Below are 26,323 nucleotides of genomic sequence, written 5' to 3' on the forward strand. Positions count from 1 at the left end.
AATGAAATATTTAATTGTGACGGAAAAACCATCTGCTGCGAAGAATTTTGTTAAGGCATTAGGTGGCCAAACGGGTCAATTTTCAGGTAATGATTATCGTATTGTTAATTTGCATGGTCATATGATGGGTTTTAAAGAACCTGAAGAAATGGTTAGTGAAGAGAAACAAACAGCGTATAAGTCGTGGACTTTGAAATATTTGCCTTGGCAACTAGATGAGATGAACTGGCAAAGAACTTATTTAAAGCAACGCCAGCCGCGGACTGGACGCTTAAAATCAACTAAAACAGAATTAACAGAACTACAGCAAGAAAGTAAAAACAACTATGATGCACTAGTAATCGCAACTGATACAGATCCTTCTGGTGAAGGTGATTTATTAGCATGGGAAGTGATTGATGCTATTCGTTGGCATGGTCGCGTGTTACGTGCGAATTTTGTGGATGAAGCACCGAATAGTATTCAAAAATCTATGGAGAACTTAACAGATGTATCTGATAAGTGGCAACATGGTGCCTACTTAAAAGGAGAAACACGTAGTCGCTGGGACTTTGCTTCAATGCAATTGACGAGAATTGCCACTACTTCAGCAAAAAAAGCAGGATACAAAGTTGTAGCACGTGAAGGTCGCTTGAAATCAGTTATTGTTTGGAAAATTTTTGAACAAATGCAGGCTATTAAAAATTATGTCAAAAAGCCATATTATGAAGTCTGCTTTACAGATGCATCAAATCATATTTATCGACGACAGGCTCCTAAAAATACGTCACCTGAGTGGCGATATGATGATGAAGCACAAGCAAAACAAGAACTACAACGTTATGCTACGGCTGATGTCACTAATGAACAGCATGAAAAACGGCAACAAGCACCTGATAAATTACTTGATTTGGCAGGCTTAGCAGCAATTTTGGCGCCAAGAGGATTTGATAGTAAAGAAGTATTACAAACTTATCAAAAAATGTATGAGGCACAAATTGTGTCATATCCTAGAACGGATGATAAAACGGTTACACCAGAGCAATTTTTTGAACTATTACCAAAAGTTGATCAAATTGCTGACGTAGTTGGTGTTGATAAACAATTATTAACACATCGACAAGTGCGTACAACACATGTAAAAGAGACTGGATCGCATGGTGCAAATCGACCAGGAACAAAAGTACCGGCTAATTTAGCCGCTTTATCTAAGTATGGACCAAGTGCAGCAGCAATTTATGAAATATTAGCTAAAAATTATTTGGCGATGTTGGCAGAAAATTATATTTACGATCATGTCACAGCGCAATTAGCACAATATCCAGCCTTTAAAACGGCATTTAATATACCGATTGCGCTTAATTATAAGCTTGTGTATGATGCACAAAAAGCGCTGCAAGCAGATGAAGAGGATACACATACGCCAAATACCCAAGTTGGCCCACAGGCAACACCATTTATTTTTGAAGGTGTTAATAAAAAACCAACTTATCCAACGACAAAGTGGTTAATGGCATTTTTAGAAAAACATAATGTTGGTACTGGGGCAACACGTGTTTCAACACTCTCGCAAATGAGTCAAGGTGTTAAAGCAATGATGCAAGAAAAGAAGGGGCGCCTAACATTGACTGAAACGGGTAATGTTTCAGCTGTTATGGTACAAAATACATGGATTGCATCACCCAAAATAACGAAGCGATTATTTGAAATAATGAACGAGGTTGGTGAATTTAAAATATCAATGCCACAAGCATTGAATTCGTTAACGCAAGTTGTTGCGCATGATATGCCAATCATGGTTGAAAATGCCCAAAAATTAGAAACAATACTAGGGAAACCTAAAGTAAAAAAAACGACTAGTAAGGCAAAAACAACTGAAAAAGTAAGTGGTATATTTAATAATCAGACGATTCAATTTTCTAAAACGTGGAGTGATCATACATTTTCAGATGTAGAGGTTCAAACATTATTGTCTGGTGGTGAGGTTAGCTTTTTATCTAAAACAAAGCGTGGCAAGCAGTATACTGCAACGGGTAAGCTAGCAAAACAAACTTTCAAAGGGCATTCATACTATGGGTTTAAATTAAATCCTAAATCGTAGTAAGTAGAAATAAAGAGGATAGGGACAATGCTAATTAAGCAAGTTGTGATTGAAAATGCAGCAAAGAGGCAAGATGTACGAATTATTGATGGTAAATTTGCGGCAATTGCAGATTATTTAGAAGCAAATGAAGGTGAGCAAGTTATTGCGGCAAATGGTAAATTGATGATGCCACCATTTGTAGATCCGCATGTACATCTAGATTCTACGATGACGGCCGGTGAGCCAGAGTGGAATGAAAAAGGGACTTTGTTTGAAGGGATTCGTATTTGGGGTGAACGCAAGCAAACACTGTCACATGAAGATGTTAAGCAGCGGGCGATCAAAGCACTGAAAATTCAAGCTGCACATGGGCTGCAGTTTGTCCGCTCACACGTCGATGTAACTGATCCTAATTTGGTAGCGCTAAAGGCATTGATAGAGGTGCGTGAAGAAGTGAAACCATGGATGACGTTGCAACTCGTTGCTTTTCCTCAGGATGGCATTTTATCATTTCCTAATGGTAAAGAATTGATGACTAAGGCAGCTCAGATGGGGGTTGACGCTATTGGTGCCATTCCGCATTTTGAGTTTACACGTGAATATTCAGTAGAATCATTACGTTTTGTATTTGATTTGGCCCAAAAATACGATTTATTGATTGATGCGCACACTGATGAAATTGATGATCCTGCTTCACGTGGATTAGAAACATTAGCTACCTTGGCGTTAGAAACTGGCTTAAAGGAACGTGTAACGGCTTCACATACAACGGCAATGGGATCATATAATGATGCTTATGTATCTAAGTTAATGAGATTATTGAAACTAGCTGATATTAATTTTGTAGCCAATCCGTTGATCAATATGTACTTGGGTGGTCGTTTTGATACGTATCCGAAGCGACGTGGTTTGACACGTGTTAAGGAATTAGATCAAGAAGGATTGAATGTTGCTTTTGGTGAAGATGACATTAAAGACCCTTGGTATCCAATGGGCAATGGTAACATGATGGATGTGTTGCATATGGGGCTTCATGCTACGCAAATGATGGGATATACAGAAGTGATGAATTCATATCGTTTCATCACTCACCATGGTGCACGTACACTGCAAGTAGAAAATCAATATGGTATTGAAGTTGGTAAGCCAGCTAATTTCTTGATTTTTAATGCGGATAACTGGTATAACACCTTAAATGAACGTGCTGAAATATTATATTCTGTTCATGAAGGCAAAATATTAGTAAAGACACAACCTGCAAAAATGCAGATTGATTTACCAAAATTAGATTAATTATAAAAGTAAGTCATCTTTTAAAAAGAGTTGGCTTACTTTTTCTATGTACTTCCATCATGACGGTGTCGTATATTAATGTTTTTGTGATATTATGCACTTTGTGGTGACCATGTGTTAGTCAAATGAGGGTTATCATTAAAAGGAAATCATTTTATTAATAGGCTCCTTATCGTAACAATGATTGGTATTTAGTGTTGCGTTGATGGGATAGCCCTATAAAAAAATTTAGGCCACATCGTTGTATAATAATTGTGAAGATTTTTTTAAAAATAAAATAAAGCAATAATGAAATGTCGGGTGATAAGATGAATTTATTAATGATAGAGGATAATACTGCCGTATCAGAAATGATGGGGATGTTTTACAAAAAAGAGCAATGGAATGTGGTTAATGCTTATGATGGTGAAGAAGCTTTGAAATTATTTGATGATAATAAACAAGCTTGGGATGTCATTGTTTTAGATTTGAATTTGCCAAAAATTGACGGCATGCAGGTTGCACTTAAAATCAGAGAAAGTACAGAAACGGTGCCATTAATTATGTTAACAGCACGTGATTCTGATTCTGACCAAGTATTAGGATTTGAAGTTGGTGCAGACGATTATGTTACAAAGCCATTTAGCCCGATTACGTTGATTGCGCGAATTAAAGCATTACATCGTCGAGCAACGATGAAATCAAACGGACAAGATGATAATGTTGCAGACGATTTTGATATTAAAACTCGGACATTCAAATTAAATTCACGCACGCGTGAAGCATATATAAATGATGTGTTGATACCTGACTTAACACCTAAAGAATTTGATTTACTTCGTGTGTTGTCACAAAAACCACGACAAGTTTTTTCACGTGACCAACTGCTACAATTAGTTTGGGATTATGAATATTTTGGTGATGAAAGAACGGTTGATGCACATGTTAAAAAGTTACGTCAAAAAATTGAAAAAGTAGGGCCACAAGTTATTCAAACAGTATGGGGTGTTGGCTATAAGTTTGATGACTCTATTTTGCCAGAAAATCCAAGAAAATAGATAAAGGATCATGAATAAATATGAAAAATAGATGGCTTGAGATAATATTAAAGGTTTTGAGCGTACTTCTTTTCTTATTAACTAGTTGGGCATTAATTAATAGTGCTAACATAGCTTTTTTTGTGATGCTAGTAATTGTGATAGGCCTATTAATTACAACGATAACATTGGTTATGAGACAAAAAAAAGTAACGGTACAACAAGCAGATGAAATCGCGGCCTTGAAACAACAAATAGTTGAACAAAGAGATGAAGAAGCGACCATGTTAGCCAATGTGTCACATGAAATGCGCACACCACTGACGACAATTACAGGCCTTGCAGAAGGCCTTCAATATGGTGTTATGGATGGTAACGAACAGCGATCTTATGATTTAATTAAAGAAGAAGCGGACCGTTTAACAAGGCTGGTAAAATCAGTCCTTTCTTTTGAGCGTATGAGACAAGGGAATGCAGAAAATCAAGCAGAGACGTTTAATGTAACCTTGTTAATTGGTGAACTGATAGAAAAAATGTGGCCACAAGCAAATAAATTTGGTAATGAAATTCAAAATCTTTGTGAGCCAGATGTTTATGTGTATGCCGCGGTTGACCAAGTAGAACGAATCTTGATTAATATTTTGGCGAATGCAATTCAATTTACTAAAAATGGTATTATAACTGTTTCAGCTAAAGACGTTGCAGGCAAAACCCATCTTTTTGTTACGGATACTGGTATTGGCATGACTGCTAATCAAATAGACAGAATGTGGCAACGGTATTACAAAGCTGATCCTTCGCGCACAATAAAAGGAGAATCAGGATTAGGAATGTCAATTGTCCGTGAGTTGATTAAGGCAAATAATGGTGAAATTAAGGTCACTTCCAAAGTTGATGTTGGGACTACTTTTGAAGTGATATTGCCACAAAAATTAAGTTAATCATTAAGGTTACATTATTTATGAAAACGGTTTATTTATGTACAATTAGAAACAATATAATGTGTTAGAATACAATTATATTGAAAAAACAAACCACTTTAGGGGAACGAAAGAGGAAATTAAAAATGACAGTATCAGTTCATGAAATCGGGAAAATGCCAAATGGTGACTTAGCACAACAAATTGTATTAGAAAATAAAAATGGTCATCAAATCGGTGTTACAACTTGGGGGGCAACTTGGCAATTCTTTAAGACTAATGACGGTCATGACTTGATGGTAGGATTACATACAACTGATAAGTTATGGGAACAACTATACTCAGTAGGTGATGCAATTGGTCGTGTAGGTAACCGTATTACTGGGGCCACATTCACATTAGAGGGTAAACAATACCATTTAAAGGATAATGAATTAGGAAATGCTTTGCATGGTGGAAGAGATAGTTTTTCAAATCGTACATGGGATTTTACAATTGACCAAGAAAATAATGCCGTTACTTTTACAACAACTATGACAGAAGCAATTGATAATTTTCCAGGGACAATGCCGACATCAATTACTTATACACTAACTGATAATGATGAAGTTATTTTAGATTTTGCTGCTGAATCAGACCAAACAACATTGTATAATCCAACAAGCCATGGTTATTTTAACCCAGCTGGAATTGATACTGATGCTCGTGACTTGAACTTGCAGATTAATTCACAACGCCGTTTAGAGTTACGTGATGAAGATACAACACCAACTGGAAATTTCTTTGAAAATGCCCACACGGCATATGATTTTCTAAAGCCCACACGAATTGGTGATAATTTGGCGCAACTAGAAGGACCTTATGATGTTAAATTTGATGAAGCCTTTAAAATTAATCAAGTAGCAGGTCAGCCAGCTGCAGTTGTTTCTGATCCAAAATCAGGTCGTAATATTGAAGTTTATTCTGATCGTAATGCGATTATATTCTTTATTGCTAATCCGGAAGTGGCTTATCATGAGGGGGATCGTGAATGGTTTGATGCGCATCCTTATAATGCAATTGCGCTTGAAGCGCAAACTTTGAGTGATGCGATTAATCATGAAGGATTTGGTGACATTGTATTGCCAGCTAATAAAAAACAAACATACCGTACTACCTATAAGTTCAATAATTTAGCATAATTGAAATGGTTGTGAATAAATTCATGAAAACACTTTCAATTTAGGGAACAAGAAGTTATAATTGGTCTATACCGTAAAGCTAAAAAATGGGACTTACAGGAAGAAGGAATTAATTATGAGCACACTATCATTTGATACTTCAAAGTTATCAGCATTTGTTGGCGAAGAAGAATTGTCAATGATGCAACCAATGGTAAATACTGCAGATGAATTGTTGCGTAAGGGTACTGGTGTTGGAGCTGAGTTTACGGACTGGCTACATTTGCCAACAGAATACGACAAAGATGAGTTTGCACGTATTAAAGCAGCTGCTAAGAAGATCCAAGGTAATTCAAAAGTACTAGTTGTTATTGGTATTGGTGGTTCTTACTTGGGGGCTCGTGCAGCTATTGATTTCTTAAATGATTACTTTAATAACTATTATGGTGATGAAGAACGTGATTTTCCACAAGTATTATTTGCAGGAAACTCAATTGCACCAGCATACCTAAATAGTTTAATTAAGTTGATTGGTGATCGTGATTTTTCAGTAAATATCATTTCAAAGTCAGGTACAACAACAGAACCAGCGGTAGCGTTCCGTGTGTTCAAACAACTATTAGAAGAAAAGTATGGTGTTGAGGGAGCTCGTGAACGCATCTTTGCAACAACGGATGCCCACCGTGGTTCTTTGAAGACATTAGCTGATGCTGAAGGTTATGAAGAATTCGTTGTTCCTGACGGCGTTGGTGGCCGTTTCTCAGTCTTAACTGCAGTAGGTCTATTACCAATCGCCGTATCTGGTGCAGATATTGATCAGTTAATGGCCGGTGCCGCAGCTGGTGAACAAACTTATGCAGATGCAGATTTGACTAAGAATCCTGCTTACCAATATGCAGCTTATCGTAATATTTTGTATCGTAAGGGATACACAACTGAATTGTTGATTAATTACGATCCAACGTTGACACAATTTGGTGAATGGTGGAAGCAATTGCAAGGTGAATCAGAAGGTAAGGATGGTAAAGGTATTTTCCCAGCATCTGGAAACTTCTCAACTGATTTGCATAGTTTTGGTCAATATATTCAAGACGGTCGTCGTAACTTATTTGAGACTTTAGTTCGTGTAACAGAACCAGTTTCAGATGTTGTTATTCCAACAATGGATGCAGATGATGGTTTGGGATATCTACAAGGTAAAGACATGAGCTATGTTAACCGTACTGCTTCAGAAGGTACGTTACTTGCTCACGTCGACGGTGGCGTGCCAAATATGATTGTTGAAATTGATAAGCAAAATGAATTTGCTTTAGGACAAATGATTTACTTCTTTGAAGTAGCTGTTGGTATTTCAGGTTACTTAAATGGTATTAATCCATTTAATCAGCCAGGTGTTGAAGCATACAAGCGGAATATGTTTGGCTTGTTGGGTAAGCCTGGTTATGAAGAATTAACAGAATCACTAAAGGCTCGTCTATAATTTAAAATTGATGAAAGAATCGAAACAATGCTAGTTTCGATTTTTTTGATAAATATAAAAAATATTTACAAATATCGTGCTAAAATTAATGTAATGCTGGTCTTTATTCTAAAAACCTGCTAATATAATTCAGAAAGACATAAATTTAGGAGAATTCAATCATGGCAACTATTGGTATGAATGACTTGAAAACAGGGTTAACAATTTTGTATAACCAATCAATCTGGCGCGTTTTGGAATTCCAACACGTTAAGCCAGGTAAGGGTGCAGCTTTTGTGCGCTCAAAGTTGAAGAACTTGCGTACTGGTGCGGTAAACGAAGTAACGTTCCGTCCTGGTGATAAGTTCGAAACAGCAAGTATTGAACAAACTGACATGCAATATTTGTATGCGGATGGCGATCAACACGTATTTATGGACAATGAGACTTACGATCAAGTTTCTATTCCAGCAGATAAAATTTCAGATGCATTGAAGTTTTTGCTAGAAAATATGACTGTTAAGATCACAACTTATGAAGGTGAAATCTTGGATGTTGAATTACCAAAGACTGTTGAATTAACAGTTACGGAAACACAACCAGGTATCAAGGGAGCTACTGCTAATGGTGGTGGTAAGCCTGCTACTTTGGAGACTGGCTTGGTAATTACTGTACCTGATTTCGTCAATGAAGGTGATAAGTTAGTTGTTAATACTGATAATGGTGGATCATATACGTCACGTGCCTAGTTTTTACTAGGAAAGTTAGGTATAATAACGATATTAATTAAGAAAGCGCCGACCGGCAGCCGGCCGGCGCTTTCGACTTATTTAGGAGGTTAGTTCCATATGGCAGAAGAGACAATCGTATTAACATATTCAAATGAGGCCTCTGGCGAGACATTGGTTAGCATGCGCGTACTAGAAATTATCGCAGGGTTGGCAGCACAAGAAGTTGAAGGTGTTTCTCGGCTACGCGGTTCATTAACAGAGCGTGCACAAGAAGCATTTGGGCGACGCGTACACGGAAAAGGTGTTGAGTTACAACAAACTAAATCAGGATTAGATGTTGATGTCTATGTATATCTTAACTACGGTGTGAGTGTGCCAAAGGTATCACATGCTATACAACAACGTATTACATCCCAAGTGGCAGCAATGACAGAACTACAAGTTAACCTTGTAAATGTTCATGTCCAAGGTGTTGTTTCACAAAAGACAACTAACACAATTGATGTTAATAATTTATTTGGTGAAGAATCAGATACGGAAGGAACTAAGAAATGAGCGAACTAAATCGACACCAAATTCGTCAGGCAGCCTTTCAATCACTATTTGGTTTGGCACTAAATCCAACAGCTGATGTTGAAACGACTATCTCACAAGTATTAGTTGGTGACCCGGAAGTGGCGTGGACTCAAGAAATACCAGCTGATTTAACACAGGTTGTGACGGGGGTTGTTGCACATCAAGATCAATTAGATTTAATCATCTCAGATTATCTCTCAACGGGCTGGACATTAGAACGTTTGAATACAACAGATCTTGTTTTGATGCGTTTAGCAATCTATGAGGCAAAGTTTACTGAAGTACCTGCTAAAATTGCTGTTAACGAAGCATTGCAATTAGCTCATGATTTTACAGATGATAAGTCACGTAAGTTTATTAATGGTATTTTGAATAAGGCCTTGACTTTAGATTAGTCTGGCGTATAATAAGTATTTGTTAGGAAATAAAGTAATGGCATACCCGCTGTTCACCTAGTTAAGATTACTTAGCAGGTCAATCACTTTATTATTAAAGATGATAATGGCGGGTTGTCGTGTGTAACGGCAAGCCGTTTTTACTTTATCACAAGTTTTTTCGGAGGTAAGGATCATAGCAAACGCACGCCAACCACAACAACAAAAAGATTTAATTAATGATCACATTCGTGCTCGTGAAGTTCGTTTGATTACGGATGACGGTGACCAAGGTGTCATGTCTAAAGTAGACGCACAACGCCTTGCTGACGATGCTGAATTGGATTTGGTATTGGTACAAGCCAATGCTAAGCCACCAGTAGCTAAGATTATGAACTATGGAAAGTTCAAATTCGAAGCGCAAAAAAAGCAACGCGAACAACGAAAGAACCAAAAAGTTGTCAACGTTAAAGAGATTCGTCTTAGCCCAACTATTGATATTAATGATTTTAATACTAAAAAGAACAATGCAATTAAGTTCTTGAACAAGGGTAATAAAGTTAAAGTGTCAATTCGTTTCCGCGGACGTGCTATCACACACAAGGAAATTGGGCGTGAAGTAATGAATCGTATGGCAACGGAGCTTGAGGAAATTGCTAAAATTGAATCAAGAGCTAAGATGGAAGGGCGCAGCATGTTTATGGTGCTTGCACCCAGAGAAACTAAGTAATTAAACCAGTTTGGAGGACATATCAATGCCTAAGTATAAGACACATCGCGCTTCAGCAAAGCGTTTCAAGAAAACTGCAAATGGTGGGTTGAAGTCAGCTAATGCCTATACGTCACACCGTTTCCACGGTAAGACTAAGAAGCAACGTCGTCAATTGCGTGGTACTTCAATGATGAACCACACTACTTTGAAGACATATACACAAATGTTGAGCCGTTAATCATAATTATTGTTAAATAGTTATAACTGGTTCCGAATAAATTAGAAATTACTGGAGGAAATACCCATGCGAGTTAAGGGTGGTAACGTTACGCGTTCACGTCGTAAGAAGATGATTAAGTTGGCCAAGGGTTACCGTGGTCAACGTCACATCAACTATAAGGTTGCTAAGCAACAAGTTTGGAAGTCATGGTTCTATGCATTCCGTGATCGTAAGCAAACTAAGCGCAACTTCCGTAAGTTGTGGATTGCACGTATCAATGCTGGTGCGCGTATGAATGGTCTATCATACTCACGTTTCATGAACGGTTTGTCATTGATGGGTTCAACTTTGAACCGTAAGATGCTTGCTGAACTAGCTGTTTCAGATTTCGAAGCTTTCTCAGCTTTGGTTGAATCAGCAAAGAAGGCATTGGCTGACAACGGACAAGTTGTTGCTGAAAAGTCAGCTGCTACTTTGGAGAAGGGTGTTGTTATCAACGCTGCTTCTTCAAAGAAGGCTGCTTCAAAGCCAACTGAAAAGAATACTGTTGCTGAAATTAAAGCATATTTGTCAGAAAACGGCATCGAATTTGCTTCTTCAGCAAAGAAGGCTGATTTGTTAGCTTTGGTTTAATTCTTAAAATTTTTAAAAACACCAGGATATTATTCTTGGTGTTTTTTATTTTCAAAATAAAAATGAATAAATAACAATTATGCTGAAACTAAAGGTAATCGCAGGTACGAACGGCAATGTTTTTTGATCATTAATATAGTGAAAAACGATTTGAATGCCACAAGCAAGGCAGCAAATTAACCAAAACTCATAGAAATTAACGTAGAAAAGTATAGTAGCTAATACATCTAAATCGCCATTACCAATATAGTGTTCTTGAGTAAAAACATTAATTGTTAGGCAAATAATATAACCGGTTAAGATAATAAAAATAGGGGTATGATAAAAAAGGGCACCAAGAAATAAAGGTAGCGCTAACCAAATGCTATTAAATTGTTGAAATCGAATATCTTGATAAGAAATAAGAATTAAAATTAGCAATAATAAAAAATCAAGTAGCATATGAAGTCCTTTCTGTGTGCACCTAGTTATAGAGACGCCTAATGTCGTGTATTTTACAAAAATGATACGCCCGGAATTGTTTGCAAACTAAAGGTTATTCTATCAACGTTTTTTATATGATAAAAAGGTTGCATAATATTCGAGTCAGTGGTATATTATTAATTGTGCTTTTAGTTAGCAGGGTGTTTGCGGTTACGCGACGTGCTGAACTCGTAAACCAAAAGTACCAAATGATCAAAGTTCATTGGTTTGTTGTTTAATAAATGACACGCCTGGAAATGTGGACTAAACACTATAGAATAAAAATTTGAAAGGGGACTCTTCGAAATGCCTACAATTAACCAATTGGTTCGTAAGCCTCGTAAGTCACAGAGCACAAAGTCAAAGTCACCTGCTTTGAACTTTAGTTATAACTCACAATTAAAGAAGGCCACACGCGTGTCTTCACCACAAAAGCGTGGTGTTGCTACCCGTGTTGGTACGATGACACCTAAGAAGCCTAACTCAGCTTTGCGTAAGTACGCTCGTGTACGTTTGTCAAATCTGATTGAGGTTACTGCATATATCCCAGGTATCGGACACAACCTACAAGAACACTCAGTTGTTTTGATTCGTGGTGGTCGTGTTAAGGACTTGCCTGGAGTTCGTTACCACATTATCCGTGGTGCACTAGATACTGCTGGTGTTGACGGACGTATGCAATCACGTTCTAAGTATGGTGCAAAGCGCCCTAAGAACAAGAAATAATTAAGGGAGGACTTATATAATGCCACGTAAGAGTTACACTAAGCAGGCTGAAGTTCTGCCAGATCCAATTTACAACTCAAAGCTTGTTTCACGTTTGATCAATCGCTTGATGCTTGATGGTAAGCGTGGAACTGCTTCAACAATTTTATATGATGCTTTTAGTCGTATTAAGGAAGCTACTGGTAATGAACCATTGGCTGTCTTTGAAGAAGCTTTGAACAATATTATGCCCGTATTGGAAGTTAAAGCACGCCGTATCGGTGGTTCTAACTACCAAGTTCCTGTTGAAGTTCGTCCAGAACGTCGTGTGACATTGGGATTGCGCTGGTTGGTGCAATACTCACGTGCCCGCGGTGAGCATACTATGGAAGAGCGTTTAGCTAAGGAAATTATGGATGCTGCCAACAACACTGGTGCATCTGTTAAGAAACGTGAAGACACACATAAGATGGCTGAAGCCAACCGTGCCTTTGCACATTACCGCTGGTAATAGACCAATTTTGTGGCTGCAGTCAAATGACAGTAGCCACTTTTGGTGTATTTACGGTATAATATATCTAGACAACCAACAATTAACATATTAATCAGTTAATTGTTAAGAAACTCAAGGAGAATTACTCATGGCTAACAAGCGTGAATATCCTTTGCTACGCACTCGTAACATCGGAATCATGGCGCACATCGACGCTGGTAAGACAACGACGACAGAGCGTATTTTGTACTATACTGGTAAGATTCATAAAATTGGTGAAACTCATGATGGGGCTTCACAAATGGACTTTATGGACCAAGAAAAGGAACGTGGAATCACGATCCAATCTGCGGCCACAACAGCTGTTTGGCATGGTTTTTATGACCAATATAAGAACGAGCCATACCGTGTTAACATCATTGATACACCAGGTCACGTGGACTTCACTATCGAAGTTGAACGTTCATTGCGTGTTCTTGATGGTGCCGTAGCCGTATTGGATGGGGCTGCCGGTGTTGAGCCACAAACAGAAACTGTTTGGCGCCAAGCTGAAACTTATGAAGTACCCCGTGTTGTTTTTGTTAACAAAATGGACAAGTTGGGTGCTGACTTTGGTATGTCTGTTGATTCATTGAAGGATCGTTTGGATGCCAATGCTAAGGCTATTCAATGGCCAATTGGTGCCGAAGACGATTTCGAAGGTGTTATTGACTTAATCGAAAAGAAGGCAATGTACCCAACCACTGAACTAGGTGAAGAATGGGAAGCACGTGAAATTCCTGCCGACTATGTTGACTTAGTAGAAGAAAAGTACAACGAATTGGTTGAAGCCGTCGCTGATGTTGACGACGAAATCATGGACAAGTACTTGGAAGGTGAAGAAATTAGCGAAGCTGAATTGAAGGCTGCTATTCGCCGTGCAACAATTTCTCTACAATTCTACCCAGTTCTTGCTGGTTCAGCTTATAAAGATAAGGGTGTTCAAATGATGTTGGACGCCGTTGTTGAATATTTGCCATCACCATTGGACGTTAAGCCATATGTTGCTAACGATCCAGAAACTGGTGAAGAAATTGACTTGGTTGCTAACGATGAGGATCCATTTGCTGCTTTGGCATTTAAGGTTATGACTGATCCATTCGTTGGTCGTTTGACATTCTTACGTGTATATACTGGTACTTTGGAATCAGGTTCATATATCATGAATACGTCAAAGGACAAGCGTGAGCGTGTTGGTCGTTTGCTACAAATGCACGCAACTGATCGTAAAGAAATCCCTGAAGTGTTCTCAGGAGATATCGCTGCTGCCATCGGTTTGAAGGATACGACTACTGGAGATTCTTTGACTTCACCAGATCGTCGATTGATCTTGGAATCAATGGAATTCCCTGACCCAGTTATCCAACTAGCTGTTGAGCCTAAGACTAAGGCTGATCAAGCTAAGATGACTGTTGCTTTGCAAAAGTTGGCTGAAGAAGATCCATCATTCCGTGCAGAAACTAACCAAGAAACTGGTGATACACTAATTTCTGGAATGGGTGAGTTGCACTTGGATATCATTGTTGACCGTATGAAGCGTGAATTCCACGTGGACGTTACGGTTGGTGCACCACAAGTTGCTTACCGTGAAGCATTTACGAAGACTGTTCAAGCTCGTGGATACTTCAAGCGCCAATCAGGTGGTAAGGGACAATATGGTGATGTTTGGATTGAATTCTCACCTAATGAAGAAGGTGCTGGATTTGAATTCGAAGATGCCGTTGTTGGTGGTGTTGTTCCTCGTGAATACATCCCTTCAGTTGAAGCTGGATTGAAGGATTCATTGAACAATGGTCCTTTGGCAGGATTCCCATTGGTTGATTTGAAGGCTAAGTTGTATGATGGTTCATACCACGATGTCGACTCATCTGAAGCTGCCTTTAAGATTGCTGCTTCATTAGCTTTGCGTGAAGCTGCTAAGACTGCTGGTGCAGTTATTTTGGAGCCAATCATGAAGGTTGACATTATGGTCCCTGAGGATAACTTGGGTGATGCTATGGGTCACGTTTCAGCTCGTCGTGGATTGCTTGAAGGACAGGACCAACGTGGAAAGCAAATGCTAGTACACGCTAAGGTTCCGTTGTCAGAAATGTTTGGATATGCAACTACTTTGCGTTCATCAACGCAAGGTCGTGGAACATTCCAAATGGTCTTTGACCACTATGAAGCAGTTCCTAAGAACGTACAAGAAGATATTATTGCTAAGTACGGTTCTTCTTCATCAGCTGAATAAGTTTTATTTAATAAAAATTAAGAAGGACATTGATAAAATCATTTATCAATGTCCTTTTTTGTTTTATTATCGACTATTTTTTGATTAATTTGTATAATAAAGTTTATGTAAAGAAAGGTGGTACTGGTAGTGGCACAACCAATTATCGAATTTAAACATGTTGCTAAGCAATATGATGACAATGTTGTTTTGAAGTCAGTTGATTTAGAAATAGAAGCTGGTAAGTTTTATACGTTATTAGGACCTTCAGGTTCTGGTAAAACGACAATTTTACGTTTAATTGCTGGCTTTTTAGAAGCTACTTCAGGAGACATTTTATTTGAAGGTCAAAGAATTAATGAATTACCGCCTGAGAAACGGCGCGTTAATACAGTCTTTCAAAATTACGCATTGTTTCCAAATATGAATGTTTTTGAAAATGTTGCATTTGGTATGTCAATTAAAGGCAAAGGCAAGGCTGAGATTAAAGCAAAAGTTGCTGAAATGTTAAGCCTAGTAAAATTATCTGGTTTAGCAGATCGAGAAATTTCAGAACTGTCTGGTGGGCAACAACAACGTGTAGCGATTGCACGAGCATTAGCTAATGATCCCGAGGTTTTATTGTTAGATGAACCGTTATCAGCGTTAGACTATAAATTACGTAAGGAAATGCAATATGAATTACGTGAGATTCAAAAGCGTCTGGGGATAACATTTATTTTTGTGACACATGATCAAGAAGAAGCACTGGCAATGTCAGACTGGATATTTGTTACCAATGAAGGTGAGATTGTTCAAAATGGTACGCCTGTGGATATTTATGATGCCCCAATTAATCACTTTGTAGCAGACTTCATCGGCGAATCAAATATTTTACCAGGTGTGATGCGTAAAGATTACTTAGTTTCATTTGCAGGTAAAGAATTTGAAAATGTCGATGGTGGTATGCGACTTAACGAACAGGTTGAAGTGGTATTGCGACCTGAAGATTTAGATTTAGTAAGTGCTGATAAGGGGAAATTAATTGTCACGATTGATGACCAATCATTTAGAGGTGATTATTATGAAATTACAGCATATGATGATGATCAAAATGAGTGGCAAATTCAAGCAACTAATCCTGCTGTTATTGGTGAACGGCGTGGCTTGTTCTTTGATCCTGAAGATATCCACATTATGCGTTTAAATGAGTCTGAGGAAGATTTTGATGCACGAATGGAAGAATATGATGATACTGAGGAGGGGACAATGAATGAATCGTAAACGCACACTAACTTATACAATTCCATATATATTGTGGTTAGGATTATTTGTCATTGCCCCTGTTATTTTATTGATTATTCAATCATTTGGGAACCTTAATGGGCATTTTACATTTGGAAATTATGTGACGTATTTTAGTTCAGGTACTTATCTACGGATGACCTTTAATTCAATCTTTTTTGCATTTATTGTCACAGCAATTACACTATTGATTAGTTATCCAATGGCATATATAATGAGTCGTCTCAAGCATGCCCAATTTTGGTTATTATTGGTTATTTTGCCAACGTGGGTGAATTTATTATTAAAAGCATATGCCTTTATAGGACTATTCTCTAAAACAGGGACTATTAACGAGTTTTTATCATTAATAGGCTTTGCGCCGCATCAAATGATGTTTACAAATATGTCTTTTTTGGTTGTTGCTGCATATATAGAAATACCTTTTATGATTATGCCGATTTTTAATTCACTGGTTGAGCTAGATAAAAGTTATATTAATGCAGCGCGTGATTTGGGGGCAACACAATGGCAAACCTTAGTTAAGGTTGTTTTTCCAATGTCAATGGGTGGTGTTAAAGCTGGTATTCAAGCCGTCTTTATCCCAACATTGTCATTATTTATGATCACTAGACTAATTGGAGGTAATCGTGTGATTACCTTAGGAACTGCAATTGAGGAGCATTTCTTAGTTACGCAAAATTGGGGAATGGGTTCGACCATTGGTGTCATTTTGATTGTTGCAATGATTTTAACGATGATGATAACCAGAGATCGTAAGAAGAAGGGAGGCAAGCATGGTAGATAAGCACAAAAAATGGGCAAATATTTATTTGGTTTTTGTCTTTATATTAATGTATGCGCCAATCTTTTACCTTATTTTTTATTCATTTAATAAAGGTGATTATATGGCAGGATTTTCGGGATTTTCATGGCGACACTACATCGATATGTTTGCCGATGCTCGATTAATGCAGATGCTAGTAAATACCTTTATTGTGGCATTATTGTCAGCCCTAATTGCAACTTTAATCGGTTTATTTGGCGCGATTGGTATTTATAATACAAAACAAGCTAGCACTAAAAATGTCTTATTATCGTTAAACAATGTCTTGATGGTATCGCCAGATGTTATTATCGGTGCAAGCTTTTTGATTTTCTTTACAATGATTGGCTTGAAATTAGGATTTGGGTCTGTTGTGTTAGCGCATATTGCATTCTCAATTCCTATTGTTGTATTAATGGTGTTACCACGTTTAAATGAAATGAATCCAGCCCTGATTGATGCAGCACGTGATTTAGGTGCAAATAGTTATCAAGTGTTATCAAGAGTTGTTTTGCCATATGCATGGCCAGGTATTTTGTCTGGATTTTTTATGGCAATTACGTATTCATTGGACGATTTTGCAGTAACCTTTTTCGTAACAGGAAACGGTTTTTCAACGCTGTCAGTCGAAATTTATTCACGTGCACGTCAAGGAATTGATCTTTCTATCAATGCGATGGCGACCTTAATGTTCTTGTTGTCACTAGTTTTGGTTATTATCTATTACTTTATTTCAAATTATAGTGCTGCTAATAGCAAAAAAAAGAAAGGTAATAGAGTGGTGGTGCATTAATCATGAAAAAAATCATTTGGTTAACAACAATTATATTAGGTGCCACGTTAGCGCTATTCGGGGTTAATATTTTTTTAGAACATACTGAAAATGTTGGCACTAAAAATAATGGTCATCAAGAATTGACAATTTATAATTGGGGAGATTATATTGATCCAGATTTGTTAAAAAAGTTTCAAAAAGAGACAGGTTATAAAGTTGATTATGAAACATTTGATTCTAATGAAGCAATGTTTACGAAAATTCAACAAGGTGGCACACATTATGATTTAGCAGTACCGTCAGATTACATGATTCAAAAGATGAAGGCTGCTAATCTTTTGTTACCATTGGATCATAAAAAATTAACGGGGCTCGGTAATTATGATAAAAAGTTTATGAACCAAGCATTTGATAAAGGTAATAAATACTCTGTTCCGTACTTTTGGGGGACATTGGGGATTGTCTATAATGATAAGTACATTAAGCCTGGTGAGATTAAAACTTGGAATGATCTTTGGCAACCTAAGTACAAAAAAAGTATTATGTTGATCGATTCTTCAAGGGATATTATGGGGATGGCTTTAGCATCTAGTGGACAATCTGTTAATACAAAAAGCATCCCGGAGTTAGCTGCAGCTAAAGGAAAATTAGATACATTAATGCCAAATGTTAAAGCAATTGTCGCAGATGAGATTAAGACGTATATGGCACAAGAGGAAGCAACACTGGCAGTTGATTATTCAGGTGATGCAGCAGAAATGATTTCTGAAAATAAACATTTGCATTATGTTGTTCCTAGCGATGGTGGTAACTTGTGGTTTGATAATATTGTTATGCCTAAAACGGTTAAAAATAAAAAAGCAGCTTATGCTTTTTTGAATTTTATGAGTAAGCCAGCTAATGCAAAACAAAATGCCATTTATGTTGGCTATGCAACACCAAATAAAAAAGCAGTGCAACAATTACCAAAAGCAATTAAAAATAACCCATCTTGGTACCCTGATAATAAAACATTGTCAAAACTTGAAGTGTACGAAGATTTAGGGCCAAATTGGGTTGGTAAGTATAATGACTACTTCTTAGAGTTTAAAATGACAAATCGTTAATTTAAAGTAAAATTTTATCTTTACACTAAGCATTGCATTATAAAATGGGGTTAACAAGAAAAGTTAATTAAGAACGGGAGTTAACATAATGAAGAAAGGCAAATCAGAAAAGATTGTTGCGTTGGTTGCAGTTGTTTTTGTTATTTTAGGACTTGCGATTGCGTTTCAGTCGGCACATTCAGATAAAGATGAGATGTCTGAAAAACAGCAGTCTCTTTCAAAAACAAAATTAAATAAATTGACATTGCCACAATTATCAAAAAAGGTTCATAAAAATGAGACAGTTGTGACAATCGAAACGACAGCTGGTAATATCAAACTGAAGTTATTTAATAAATATACGCCATTAGCAGTTAAAAATTTTGTTAAGCATTCTCAAAAAAATTACTATAATGGGACAATTTTTCATCGCGTGATTAATGATTTTATGATTCAAGGTGGTGATCCAACTGGTACAGGAACTGGTGGTGCATCAATTTGGAAGAATAAAAATGAAAAAATTGATGATGGCTCAGGCTTTAAGAACGAAATTTCGCCTAATCTTTATAATATAAGGGGAGCAGTCTCAATGGCTAACTCGGGTGAAAACACAAATGGCTCACAATTTTTTATTAATCAAAATCATGAGAATTCAGCAACACAGTTAAAAAAATCAAAATATCCTGATAAAATTATTGATGCGTATAAAAAAGGTGGTAACCCATCATTAGATGGTCATTATACTGTTTTTGGACAAGTCATTAGTGGGATGGATGTTGTGGATAAAATTGCAGCTGCTGAAGTTAAAGATAATGCGGATCATTCAGAAAAATCAACGCCGGTTAACCCAGATAAAATTGTAAAGATAACAATTGATAAAAAGTCTTAGTTAGTTTTAGTGGTTTAATATCATTTAAAAGGCAGCAAACTATCGAATAACGATAGTTTGCTGCCTTTTGTTTAGGCTATGAATTTGAGTAGGCTAGGGCAGTATTTGTAACAATTAATTGGAAATAATTATCAAAACCAGGTTTATTGTAACTACGTAGTAAACCAGCAAAATCAGCTGGTGACCAGTCAGAAATAACAATTGCACCATCCTGGTACTGTAATGAATGAGACATAGCTGAAGTGCTTTCAACTAAATAGAACGTATCATTGATATCTAAGTAGAGTAGTTGTAATTTAATATTACGATTGGCCCCAAGTGAGGTCGATGAAGTTAAAAATGGATCATTTAACCAATGTTGGCTAACATGTCCGTGTCTAAATTTATGAATTGTTTCTAGTGTATTTCCAATAATTTTCATAGTGCATCCCCTGTGTTAATAATGATTAAAAACATAGAATTATTATAACCTAATTTTAATAAAAGTCCATTAAGTTATATTAAATTAAGTTGGATAGGCAATAAAAAAGCCAACTACGAAGTAGCCGGCTTTTTAAAATTTACTGCACAATCAAAACATCTGTTTTAGCGTTTTGCACCACAAACGATGTAACTGATCCAACAAGAATACGTTCCAGTGCGTTTAATCCTGACTTACCAAGCATGATTAGACCAGTATCGTGGTCACGTGGGAAATCACGGGCAATAACCGTCTTTGGTGAACCAAAACGAACGTGAATATTAACTTGTTCTGCACCATTATCACGAGCAATTTGAGCGTATTTTGTTAGCTTTTCTTCAGCATCTTGTACTAATTGATAAACAACATCACCAGATATTGACATACCAGCTAGGCCAGAAATTGAGTTTGTATCAATAACATACAACAAATCTAGAGCAGTTTGGTTACGCACAGCAACTGCAGCAGCCTTTTCAATTATGACGCTAGAAATTTTCGATCCATCAATAGGAGCCAATATGTTCTTGTATGCAATCTTGTCCTCTGCCATGGAAGTCACCATCCTTATAAGGTATTATGTTTAAATAAATTATTTTATACTTGTATTATATACCTAATAATAGTTAAATGTAAGCGCAATCTTTAAAATTAGGTGACACCTTTAATGCATAATTCATACAAAAGGTGAATTTTCACCTAGTAATGTTTAAAATGATGTTTAGATTGTTTTAAATATTATTATGTGCTATAATTTTACTTATGCGATGAGTCGAGAAAGATCATAATAGATCTTTTATAAACGGTCCTCATTAACAGTCGTATATACTGGAGGATGCAAAACGAGTTGTGGAACTCGGATTGCTGCACATGACTACCTTTAGCTTTGCTATTGGGTGTACGTTGACTGATGGGTAACCATCACGTGCGCTAAGACGCGTCAATCTTAGCAATGCCAATCTAAATGCACTGTCTTGTATAAGACAGTGCATTTTTTTATACAGACAAAATTTTTGTATTTCAAATCTATGCTGGAATAAGATATTTTCCGTAAAATGGTATATAATAAAGCATGGGTTAAATATACTTAATAAGGTAAAAGGGGGGATGCGCCAATGGAAAAATTGATTCAAATACGTGTTGAAGAAGAGGTGCGTAATGCAGCAGATAATGTTTTTAAAGAAAATGGGTTAACCACCCAACAAGCTGTTAAAATGTTTTTAACGCAAGTTGCGCATAGTGGGAAATCGCCATTTGATGATTTATTCAAAGCTAAAGATCAACGTTGATTAAAAATTTTCAATATTAGCGAAAATGATTTATTTCATTTCCGCTTTTTTTATATATTTAAAGACTAATTTACAAGACATTTAGCCAAATATAACTGTAATTTTGATATACTGTTTATTAAGAATAACTGGAGGAATTTTATGAAAACAGTTACTTTTAAGAATTTTTCTTTTTGGCAACGCATTATTATTAATACAATTACATTATTAGCAATGGCAGGATTGTTTAGAAACGGTCTTTATATTAGCAGTATTTGGACAGCAATTTTAGCGGCATTTATTTTAGGTATTTTAAATGCCCTAGTTAAACCAGTGTTACATTTATTAGCATTACCATTTACCATTTTGACCTTTGGACTGTTTGGCTTAGTGATTAATGGACTAGTGCTTTGGTTATCAGCTTGGGTCATTGGGGATGGCTTTAAGTTTGCCAGTTTTGGTTGGGCGGTCTTTATTGCAATTATAATGTCGCTTGTTAATTTGATCATTTCTAATTATTTCAATAAAGATAATCAACAGGCATAAGATGGGGAATTAAAGATGACAAAAGAACTAACAGTAAAAGATTTGTTAGACAATACGCGTCTAAAAATTGTGGCAGGTGAGGAATATTTAGATCGAAAAATTACGACACCAGATATTTCGCGTCCTGGTCTAGAAATGACTGGATATTTTAATTACTATGCACCCGAACGTATTCAGTTAATGGGGATTACGGAAACGTCATTTGCGCATCGTATGAATCATGAAGAGTTGTTATTGATTGCAAGAAAAATGATGCAACCAAATACACCAACATTTGTTGTGTCAACAGGTCGGCAATTACCAGAAGAATTTATGCAATCTGCCGAAGAAAATCACATTCCAGTATTAGCAACTGAATTGACTTCTTCTAAAACTTTGGCCAACATGACGTATTTTTTGAGTGGAGGTCTGGCAGAACGTGAATCTATTCATGGTGTATTGGTTGATATTTTCGGGTTAGGTGTTTTGATCACGGGTGATTCTGGCGTTGGTAAATCAGAAACAGCTTTAGAATTAGTACAACGTGGTCATCGACTAATTGCAGACGACCGAGTAGATGTTTATGCACAAGATGAAGAGCGTCTGGTAGGTGAGCCGCCAGCAATTCTAAGGAATCTAATGGAGTTGCGTGGTGTGGGCATCATTGATGTGATGGATTTATTTGGTGCTGGAGCGGTTCGTTCACATGCAACGATTGCGTTTAATTTACATCTTGCTAAATGGCATGATGATCAAGACGTTGATCGTTTAGGGAATGGTGAGGAAGTAATGACTATACAAGGCGTTGATTTACCACGCTTTGTTCTCCCTGTTCAAGCTGGACGAAATTTAGCTGTTTTAGTTGAGACAGCAACAAAAAATTTCCGTGCTAAATTAATGGGATTCGATGCAACTCAGACATTTAATAATAACTTAAATAAATTAATTTCTGATAATTCAAAATAGTATTTTCAATATATAAGGGTAGACAAAGCTTAAATTTTGATTGCCAAGATATTAAGATGTGGTATTATTATGGTATTCTCAGGGATATTAGTAACAAGGAGGAATCTCGTGAGTCGCGAAATTATTGCAGTTTTAGGTGCCGGTTCTTGGGGAACCGCCCTGGCAAATGTTGCCGCTGAAAATGGGCATATTGTGCGCTTGTGGAGTCATCGTGCTGAACAAGTTGATGAAATTAACGAAACCCATCGTAATACAAAATATCTGGGTGAACATCCACTTAATGAAGGTGTCATCGCAGTTGCTGATATGAAGCAAGCAATTGCAGACGCTAATCTTGTGTTAAGTGTTGTTCCAACTAAAGCAACACGTGAAGTAGCTCGCCAGTTAGTGACAATTTTAAAGGAAACTAACCATAAAGTTGTTGTTATGGCAGCGACTAAGGGAATCGAACCGGTCACTTATAAGCGGGTATCTGAAATGCTTGCCGAAGAAATTCCAAGTGAATATTTAGGTGGCTTGGGGATTATTGCTGGTCCCTCACATGCTGAAGGCGTTATCAAGCATGACCCAACACTAGTGACGGCAGTCAGCTCAGATCTGACGGTTGCAAAGTATGTACAGAATGTATTGAGCAATCAAATTTTCCGTGTTTATACCAATACCGATGTTGTGGGATCAGAAATCGGCGCAGCTCTTAAAAATGTGATTGCCATTGGAGCAGGGGCTTTGGAGAGTTTAGGATATGATGCTAATGCAAAAGCAGCATTGTTTACAAGAGGGTTAGCTGAAATTAGTCGTCTTGGACAAGCTTTTGGTGCCAACCCCATTACATTTATGGGCTTGGCTGGTGTAGGCGACTTATTTGCGACGGCAACATCAGTATACTCACGTAATTATCGTGCAGGTGTGCAATTAGGCCAGGGGAAGCAACTAGATGATGTCGTGGCTGATATGGGAATGGTTATTGAAGGAATTTCAACTACCAAAGTTGCGCATGAATTAGCACAAAAGAAACATGTTGAAATGCCAATTACTTCAGCTATGTATCGTGTTATTTATGACAATGAAGATGTTAAAAATGTTATGCAGTTATTAATGGGACGGCCAGTCTCACAAGAAGGGAAGTAATTAAATCATGAAACCAGTACGTAAAGCAATTATTCCAGCCGCAGGATTAGGGACACGTTTTTTGCCAGCTACTAAGGCATTAGCAAAAGAAATGTTGCCAATCGTTGATAAGCCAACTATCCAATTCATCATTGAAGAGGCATTAGCTTCAGGAATTGAAGATATCGTGATTGTTGATGGTAAGTCAAAGCGTTCTATTGAAGATCACTTTGATTCAAATCCTGAGTTAGAGAATAACTTACGTGAGAAGGGAAAGAATGAGTTATTGAAGATTGTTGAAGAAACAACCGATATCAACTTGTACTTTATTCGCCAATCACATCCACGCGGTTTGGGGGATGCGGTTTTGACTGCTAAGTCATTTATTGGGGACGAACCATTTGTTGTCATGCTAGGTGATGATTTGATGCATGATGATGAACCATTAACAAAGCAGTTGATTGACCGTTATAATACAACAGGTGAGTCAACGTTGGCTGTTATGAAGGTTCCACACGATCAAGTTTCTGAATATGGTGTCATTGCACCTGAAAAGGAAGTTGCTGATGGCCTTCACCAAGTTAATAGCTTTGTGGAGAAGCCAAAGCCTGAAGATGCACCATCAGATTTGGCTATTATTGGACGTTACTTATTGACGCCTGAAATTTTTGAAGAGTTGGAAAATACTAAGCCTGGTAAAGGTAACGAAATCCAATTAACAGATGCCATTGATACGTTAAACAAGCGTCAACATGTTTATGCGCATGAATTTAAGGGTGACCGTTATGATATTGGTTCAAAAATTGGCTTTTTGACAACTAATATTGAATTTGGTTTGAAGCATCCACAAACAGCTGAAGCTTTGAAGCGCTACATTAAAGATTTAGCCAATAAACTAGATTAATTTGTTAAAAATAAAACTGTTGGTATGATAAAATACTTACAGTTTTATTTTTGTTAACAAAAAGTAAGTAAATAGCTTGCTTTCTGTTTCAAAGAAGGTAAAATGTAATAGAAGTAATTAGGAAATAAGAAAATAAAGTATTTGAAGATGGAGGTGTTATTATGGTTCAACATTATGACACGATAATTTTAGGTGCAGGACCTGGTGGTATGACAGCAGCAACATATGCATCGCGTGCAAATCTTTCTGTGTTGATGATTGATCGCGGTATTTATGGTGGTCAAATGAATAATACAGCCGAAGTAGAAAACTACCCTGGTTTTAGTAGTATTTTAGGCCCTGACTTAGCCGAAAATATGTATAAATCTTCAACACAATTTGGTGCAGAATATGCATTTGGAACAGTTTTGCATGTTCAAGCACAAGAAGATGGTTCATGGCATGTTGTAACTGATATGGATGAGTATACAAGTAATACGGTTATTGTTGCAACTGGTTCTGATTATAAGAAATTAGCGGTCCCTGGTGAAGATACCTATGCTGGCCGTGGTGTTTCGTACTGTGCAGTATGTGATGGGGCATTTTTCCGTAATCAACATGTAATTGTTGTTGGTGGTGGTGATTCAGCTGTGGAAGAAGCAACTTATTTAGCTGGATTAGCTGATAAAGTTACGGTTTTCCATCGTCGTGATAAATTACGTGCACAACAAATTTTGCAAGATCGTGCATTTGCCAACGAAAAGATTGAATTTGTTTGGAATACTGAAGTTGAAGAAATTTTAGGCGACGACAAGAAGGTAACTGGCGTTCGCGTGCATAATAATGTCACTGATGAAGTTTATACGGTAGATGCTGCTGGTGTCTTTATTTATGTTGGTGTATTGCCAGTATCACAAGTTGTGGCTGATTTAGGTGTTACAAATGAACAAGGCTGGATTGAAACCAATGAGCGTATGGAAACAGCACGCCCAGGAATGTTTGCTCTTGGTGATGTTCGTGATAAGGAACTACGTCAAATTACCACTGCTGTGGGTGATGCTGCCGTAGCTGGTCAAAATGTCTTCTCATATAATGAAGAATTCAAGTTAAAACAGCAAAAGGTAACAAAAGCATAATTTGGCATACTTACCAATTTAAGCAATGTTATTGATAATCTTTAGTATCACTTGGCTGGAACATCATTTTGTTCCA

The 26,323-nt window shown here is 37.1% G+C and carries 28 protein-coding genes and 1 pseudogene; 27 read left to right on the top strand and 2 right to left on the bottom strand.

Annotated features, from left to right (window positions below; all coding sequences use genetic code 11):
• Position 1 precedes the first annotated feature (1 nt).
• The 21 genes and pseudogenes from G7Y65_RS07645 (at position 2) to G7Y65_RS07740 (ending at position 19,905) form a co-directional block, all read left to right on the top strand.
• Positions 2-2,080, top strand: coding sequence for a DNA topoisomerase (locus G7Y65_RS07645; RefSeq protein ID WP_137600799.1), 2,079 nt, complete (start codon positions 2-4; stop codon positions 2,078-2,080).
• 27 nt (positions 2,081-2,107) lie between these two features.
• Positions 2,108-3,355, top strand: a complete 1,248-nt coding sequence (codA, locus tag G7Y65_RS07650; RefSeq protein WP_042493677.1) for a cytosine deaminase — start codon at positions 2,108-2,110, stop codon at positions 3,353-3,355.
• A 308-nt stretch (positions 3,356-3,663) separates the two neighbouring features.
• Positions 3,664-4,392 (top strand): response regulator transcription factor, encoded by a 729-nt coding sequence (locus G7Y65_RS07655; RefSeq protein ID WP_042493777.1) that lies wholly within the window; start codon positions 3,664-3,666, stop codon positions 4,390-4,392.
• A 173-nt stretch (positions 4,393-4,565) separates the two neighbouring features.
• Positions 4,566-5,312 carry a sensor histidine kinase gene (locus G7Y65_RS07660; protein ID WP_165207015.1) on the top strand — a complete coding sequence of 249 codons (747 nt, stop codon included), beginning with the start codon at positions 4,566-4,568 and terminating at the stop codon, positions 5,310-5,312.
• A 125-nt stretch (positions 5,313-5,437) separates the two neighbouring features.
• A complete protein-coding gene (locus G7Y65_RS07665) occupies positions 5,438-6,472 on the top strand; it encodes an aldose epimerase family protein (protein WP_165314776.1) in 1,035 nt (344 codons plus the stop codon).
• A gap of 115 nt (positions 6,473-6,587) precedes the next feature.
• Positions 6,588-7,931: a glucose-6-phosphate isomerase gene (locus G7Y65_RS07670; protein WP_042493679.1), complete on the top strand. Its 1,344-nt coding sequence runs from the start codon at positions 6,588-6,590 to the stop codon at positions 7,929-7,931.
• 161 nt (positions 7,932-8,092) lie between these two features.
• Positions 8,093-8,659: an elongation factor P gene (gene efp / locus G7Y65_RS07675; RefSeq protein ID WP_042493680.1), complete on the top strand. Its 567-nt coding sequence runs from the start codon at positions 8,093-8,095 to the stop codon at positions 8,657-8,659.
• A gap of 99 nt (positions 8,660-8,758) precedes the next feature.
• Entirely contained in the window at positions 8,759-9,196 is a 438-nt protein-coding gene (locus G7Y65_RS07680) for an Asp23/Gls24 family envelope stress response protein (protein WP_042493682.1), read from the top strand.
• Complete coding sequence (gene nusB, locus G7Y65_RS07685; protein WP_042493683.1) at positions 9,193-9,612, top strand: transcription antitermination factor NusB; 420 nt, start codon at positions 9,193-9,195, stop codon at positions 9,610-9,612. The genes G7Y65_RS07680 and nusB overlap by 4 nt, the downstream gene beginning before the upstream one ends.
• Positions 9,613-9,787: 175 nt before the next feature.
• Positions 9,788-10,321, top strand: coding sequence for a translation initiation factor IF-3 (gene infC, locus G7Y65_RS07690; protein ID WP_042493684.1), 534 nt, complete (start codon positions 9,788-9,790; stop codon positions 10,319-10,321).
• A gap of 25 nt (positions 10,322-10,346) precedes the next feature.
• Positions 10,347-10,541: a 50S ribosomal protein L35 gene (gene rpmI / locus G7Y65_RS07695; RefSeq protein WP_042493686.1), complete on the top strand. Its 195-nt coding sequence runs from the start codon at positions 10,347-10,349 to the stop codon at positions 10,539-10,541.
• Between the two features lie 66 nt (positions 10,542-10,607).
• A pseudogene (gene rplT / locus G7Y65_RS07700) lies at positions 10,608-11,021 on the top strand (50S ribosomal protein L20); the annotation flags it as partial.
• Positions 10,998-11,156: a HeH/LEM domain-containing protein gene (locus G7Y65_RS09475; protein WP_228179998.1), complete on the top strand. Its 159-nt coding sequence runs from the start codon at positions 10,998-11,000 to the stop codon at positions 11,154-11,156. The pseudogene rplT and the gene G7Y65_RS09475, both read left to right, overlap by 24 nt.
• A 768-nt stretch (positions 11,157-11,924) precedes the next feature.
• Entirely contained in the window at positions 11,925-12,344 is a 420-nt protein-coding gene (rpsL, locus tag G7Y65_RS07705; RefSeq protein WP_042493689.1) for a 30S ribosomal protein S12, read from the top strand.
• A gap of 19 nt (positions 12,345-12,363) precedes the next feature.
• Positions 12,364-12,834: a 30S ribosomal protein S7 gene (gene rpsG, locus G7Y65_RS07710; protein WP_042493690.1), complete on the top strand. Its 471-nt coding sequence runs from the start codon at positions 12,364-12,366 to the stop codon at positions 12,832-12,834.
• Between the two features lie 130 nt (positions 12,835-12,964).
• Positions 12,965-15,088, top strand: coding sequence for an elongation factor G (gene fusA / locus G7Y65_RS07715; RefSeq protein ID WP_042493691.1), 2,124 nt, complete (start codon positions 12,965-12,967; stop codon positions 15,086-15,088).
• Between the two features lie 129 nt (positions 15,089-15,217).
• Positions 15,218-16,330, top strand: coding sequence for an ABC transporter ATP-binding protein (locus G7Y65_RS09550; protein WP_042493692.1), 1,113 nt, complete (start codon positions 15,218-15,220; stop codon positions 16,328-16,330).
• A complete protein-coding gene (locus tag G7Y65_RS07725; RefSeq protein ID WP_042493694.1) occupies positions 16,320-17,138 on the top strand; it encodes an ABC transporter permease in 819 nt (272 codons plus the stop codon). The genes G7Y65_RS09550 and G7Y65_RS07725 overlap by 11 nt, the downstream gene beginning before the upstream one ends.
• The gene (locus tag G7Y65_RS07730; protein WP_042493695.1) at positions 17,128-17,949 is read left to right on the top strand and encodes an ABC transporter permease; all 822 of its coding nucleotides are present in this window, start codon (positions 17,128-17,130) and stop codon (positions 17,947-17,949) included. The genes G7Y65_RS07725 and G7Y65_RS07730 overlap by 11 nt, the downstream gene beginning before the upstream one ends.
• A 2-nt stretch (positions 17,950-17,951) precedes the next feature.
• Positions 17,952-19,037 (top strand): ABC transporter substrate-binding protein, encoded by a 1,086-nt coding sequence (locus G7Y65_RS07735; RefSeq protein WP_042493696.1) that lies wholly within the window; start codon positions 17,952-17,954, stop codon positions 19,035-19,037.
• A gap of 88 nt (positions 19,038-19,125) precedes the next feature.
• Positions 19,126-19,905: a peptidylprolyl isomerase gene (locus G7Y65_RS07740; protein ID WP_042493698.1), complete on the top strand. Its 780-nt coding sequence runs from the start codon at positions 19,126-19,128 to the stop codon at positions 19,903-19,905.
• Between the two features lie 76 nt (positions 19,906-19,981).
• On the opposite strand, the gene G7Y65_RS07745 is transcribed toward G7Y65_RS07740, so the two are convergent.
• Complete coding sequence (locus G7Y65_RS07745) at positions 19,982-20,326, bottom strand: hypothetical protein (RefSeq protein WP_042493702.1); 345 nt, start codon at positions 20,324-20,326, stop codon at positions 19,982-19,984.
• A gap of 139 nt (positions 20,327-20,465) precedes the next feature.
• On the bottom strand, positions 20,466-20,915 hold the full coding sequence (locus tag G7Y65_RS07750; protein ID WP_042493704.1) for a universal stress protein: 450 nt from the start codon (positions 20,913-20,915) through the stop codon (positions 20,466-20,468).
• A 562-nt stretch (positions 20,916-21,477) separates the two neighbouring features.
• Between G7Y65_RS07750 and G7Y65_RS07755 the strand changes: the two genes are divergently transcribed.
• The 6 genes from G7Y65_RS07755 (at position 21,478) to trxB (ending at position 26,247) form a co-directional block, all read left to right on the top strand.
• On the top strand, positions 21,478-21,651 hold the full coding sequence (locus tag G7Y65_RS07755) for a type II toxin-antitoxin system RelB/DinJ family antitoxin (RefSeq protein WP_042493705.1): 174 nt from the start codon (positions 21,478-21,480) through the stop codon (positions 21,649-21,651).
• 141 nt (positions 21,652-21,792) lie between these two features.
• A complete protein-coding gene (locus G7Y65_RS07760; protein ID WP_165314777.1) occupies positions 21,793-22,176 on the top strand; it encodes a phage holin family protein in 384 nt (127 codons plus the stop codon).
• Between the two features lie 15 nt (positions 22,177-22,191).
• Positions 22,192-23,121, top strand: coding sequence for an HPr(Ser) kinase/phosphatase (gene hprK / locus G7Y65_RS07765; protein ID WP_042493707.1), 930 nt, complete (start codon positions 22,192-22,194; stop codon positions 23,119-23,121).
• Between the two features lie 69 nt (positions 23,122-23,190).
• A complete protein-coding gene (locus G7Y65_RS07770; protein WP_170999668.1) occupies positions 23,191-24,249 on the top strand; it encodes an NAD(P)H-dependent glycerol-3-phosphate dehydrogenase in 1,059 nt (352 codons plus the stop codon).
• 7 nt (positions 24,250-24,256) lie between these two features.
• Positions 24,257-25,132 (top strand): UTP--glucose-1-phosphate uridylyltransferase GalU, encoded by an 876-nt coding sequence (gene galU, locus G7Y65_RS07775; protein WP_042493711.1) that lies wholly within the window; start codon positions 24,257-24,259, stop codon positions 25,130-25,132.
• Between the two features lie 161 nt (positions 25,133-25,293).
• The gene (gene trxB, locus G7Y65_RS07780) at positions 25,294-26,247 is read left to right on the top strand and encodes a thioredoxin-disulfide reductase (RefSeq protein ID WP_042493713.1); all 954 of its coding nucleotides are present in this window, start codon (positions 25,294-25,296) and stop codon (positions 26,245-26,247) included.
• Positions 26,248-26,323 lie beyond the last annotated feature (76 nt).

The sequence above is a fragment of the Weissella sagaensis genome (assembly GCF_010306265.1).
In the GTDB taxonomy this organism is placed as follows: domain Bacteria; phylum Bacillota; class Bacilli; order Lactobacillales; family Lactobacillaceae; genus Weissella; species Weissella sagaensis.

Bases quoted from the DNA above. Each gene is read 5' to 3' on its own strand.
- G7Y65_RS07645 (WP_137600799.1), top strand. From the start codon at position 2: ATGAAATATTTAATTGTGACGGAAAAACCATCTGCTGCGAAGAATTTT.
- codA (WP_042493677.1), top strand. From the start codon at position 2,108: ATGCTAATTAAGCAAGTTGTGATTGAAAATGCAGCAAAGAGGCAAGAT.
- G7Y65_RS07655 (WP_042493777.1), top strand. From the start codon at position 3,664: ATGAATTTATTAATGATAGAGGATAATACTGCCGTATCAGAAATGATG.
- G7Y65_RS07660 (WP_165207015.1), top strand. From the start codon at position 4,566: ATGAGACAAAAAAAAGTAACGGTACAACAAGCAGATGAAATCGCGGCC.
- G7Y65_RS07665 (WP_165314776.1), top strand. From the start codon at position 5,438: ATGACAGTATCAGTTCATGAAATCGGGAAAATGCCAAATGGTGACTTA.
- G7Y65_RS07670 (WP_042493679.1), top strand. From the start codon at position 6,588: ATGAGCACACTATCATTTGATACTTCAAAGTTATCAGCATTTGTTGGC.
- efp (WP_042493680.1), top strand. From the start codon at position 8,093: ATGGCAACTATTGGTATGAATGACTTGAAAACAGGGTTAACAATTTTG.
- G7Y65_RS07680 (WP_042493682.1), top strand. From the start codon at position 8,759: ATGGCAGAAGAGACAATCGTATTAACATATTCAAATGAGGCCTCTGGC.
- nusB (WP_042493683.1), top strand. From the start codon at position 9,193: ATGAGCGAACTAAATCGACACCAAATTCGTCAGGCAGCCTTTCAATCA.
- rpmI (WP_042493686.1), top strand. From the start codon at position 10,347: ATGCCTAAGTATAAGACACATCGCGCTTCAGCAAAGCGTTTCAAGAAA.
- rpsL (WP_042493689.1), top strand. From the start codon at position 11,925: ATGCCTACAATTAACCAATTGGTTCGTAAGCCTCGTAAGTCACAGAGC.
- rpsG (WP_042493690.1), top strand. From the start codon at position 12,364: ATGCCACGTAAGAGTTACACTAAGCAGGCTGAAGTTCTGCCAGATCCA.
- fusA (WP_042493691.1), top strand. From the start codon at position 12,965: ATGGCTAACAAGCGTGAATATCCTTTGCTACGCACTCGTAACATCGGA.
- G7Y65_RS07725 (WP_042493694.1), top strand. From the start codon at position 16,320: ATGAATCGTAAACGCACACTAACTTATACAATTCCATATATATTGTGG.
- G7Y65_RS07730 (WP_042493695.1), top strand. From the start codon at position 17,128: ATGGTAGATAAGCACAAAAAATGGGCAAATATTTATTTGGTTTTTGTC.
- G7Y65_RS07735 (WP_042493696.1), top strand. From the start codon at position 17,952: ATGAAAAAAATCATTTGGTTAACAACAATTATATTAGGTGCCACGTTA.
- G7Y65_RS07740 (WP_042493698.1), top strand. From the start codon at position 19,126: ATGAAGAAAGGCAAATCAGAAAAGATTGTTGCGTTGGTTGCAGTTGTT.
- G7Y65_RS07745 (WP_042493702.1), bottom strand. From the start codon at position 20,326: ATGAAAATTATTGGAAATACACTAGAAACAATTCATAAATTTAGACAC.
- G7Y65_RS07750 (WP_042493704.1), bottom strand. From the start codon at position 20,915: ATGGCAGAGGACAAGATTGCATACAAGAACATATTGGCTCCTATTGAT.
- G7Y65_RS07755 (WP_042493705.1), top strand. From the start codon at position 21,478: ATGGAAAAATTGATTCAAATACGTGTTGAAGAAGAGGTGCGTAATGCA.
- G7Y65_RS07760 (WP_165314777.1), top strand. From the start codon at position 21,793: ATGAAAACAGTTACTTTTAAGAATTTTTCTTTTTGGCAACGCATTATT.
- hprK (WP_042493707.1), top strand. From the start codon at position 22,192: ATGACAAAAGAACTAACAGTAAAAGATTTGTTAGACAATACGCGTCTA.
- G7Y65_RS07770 (WP_170999668.1), top strand. From the start codon at position 23,191: ATGGTATTCTCAGGGATATTAGTAACAAGGAGGAATCTCGTGAGTCGC.
- galU (WP_042493711.1), top strand. From the start codon at position 24,257: ATGAAACCAGTACGTAAAGCAATTATTCCAGCCGCAGGATTAGGGACA.
- trxB (WP_042493713.1), top strand. From the start codon at position 25,294: ATGGTTCAACATTATGACACGATAATTTTAGGTGCAGGACCTGGTGGT.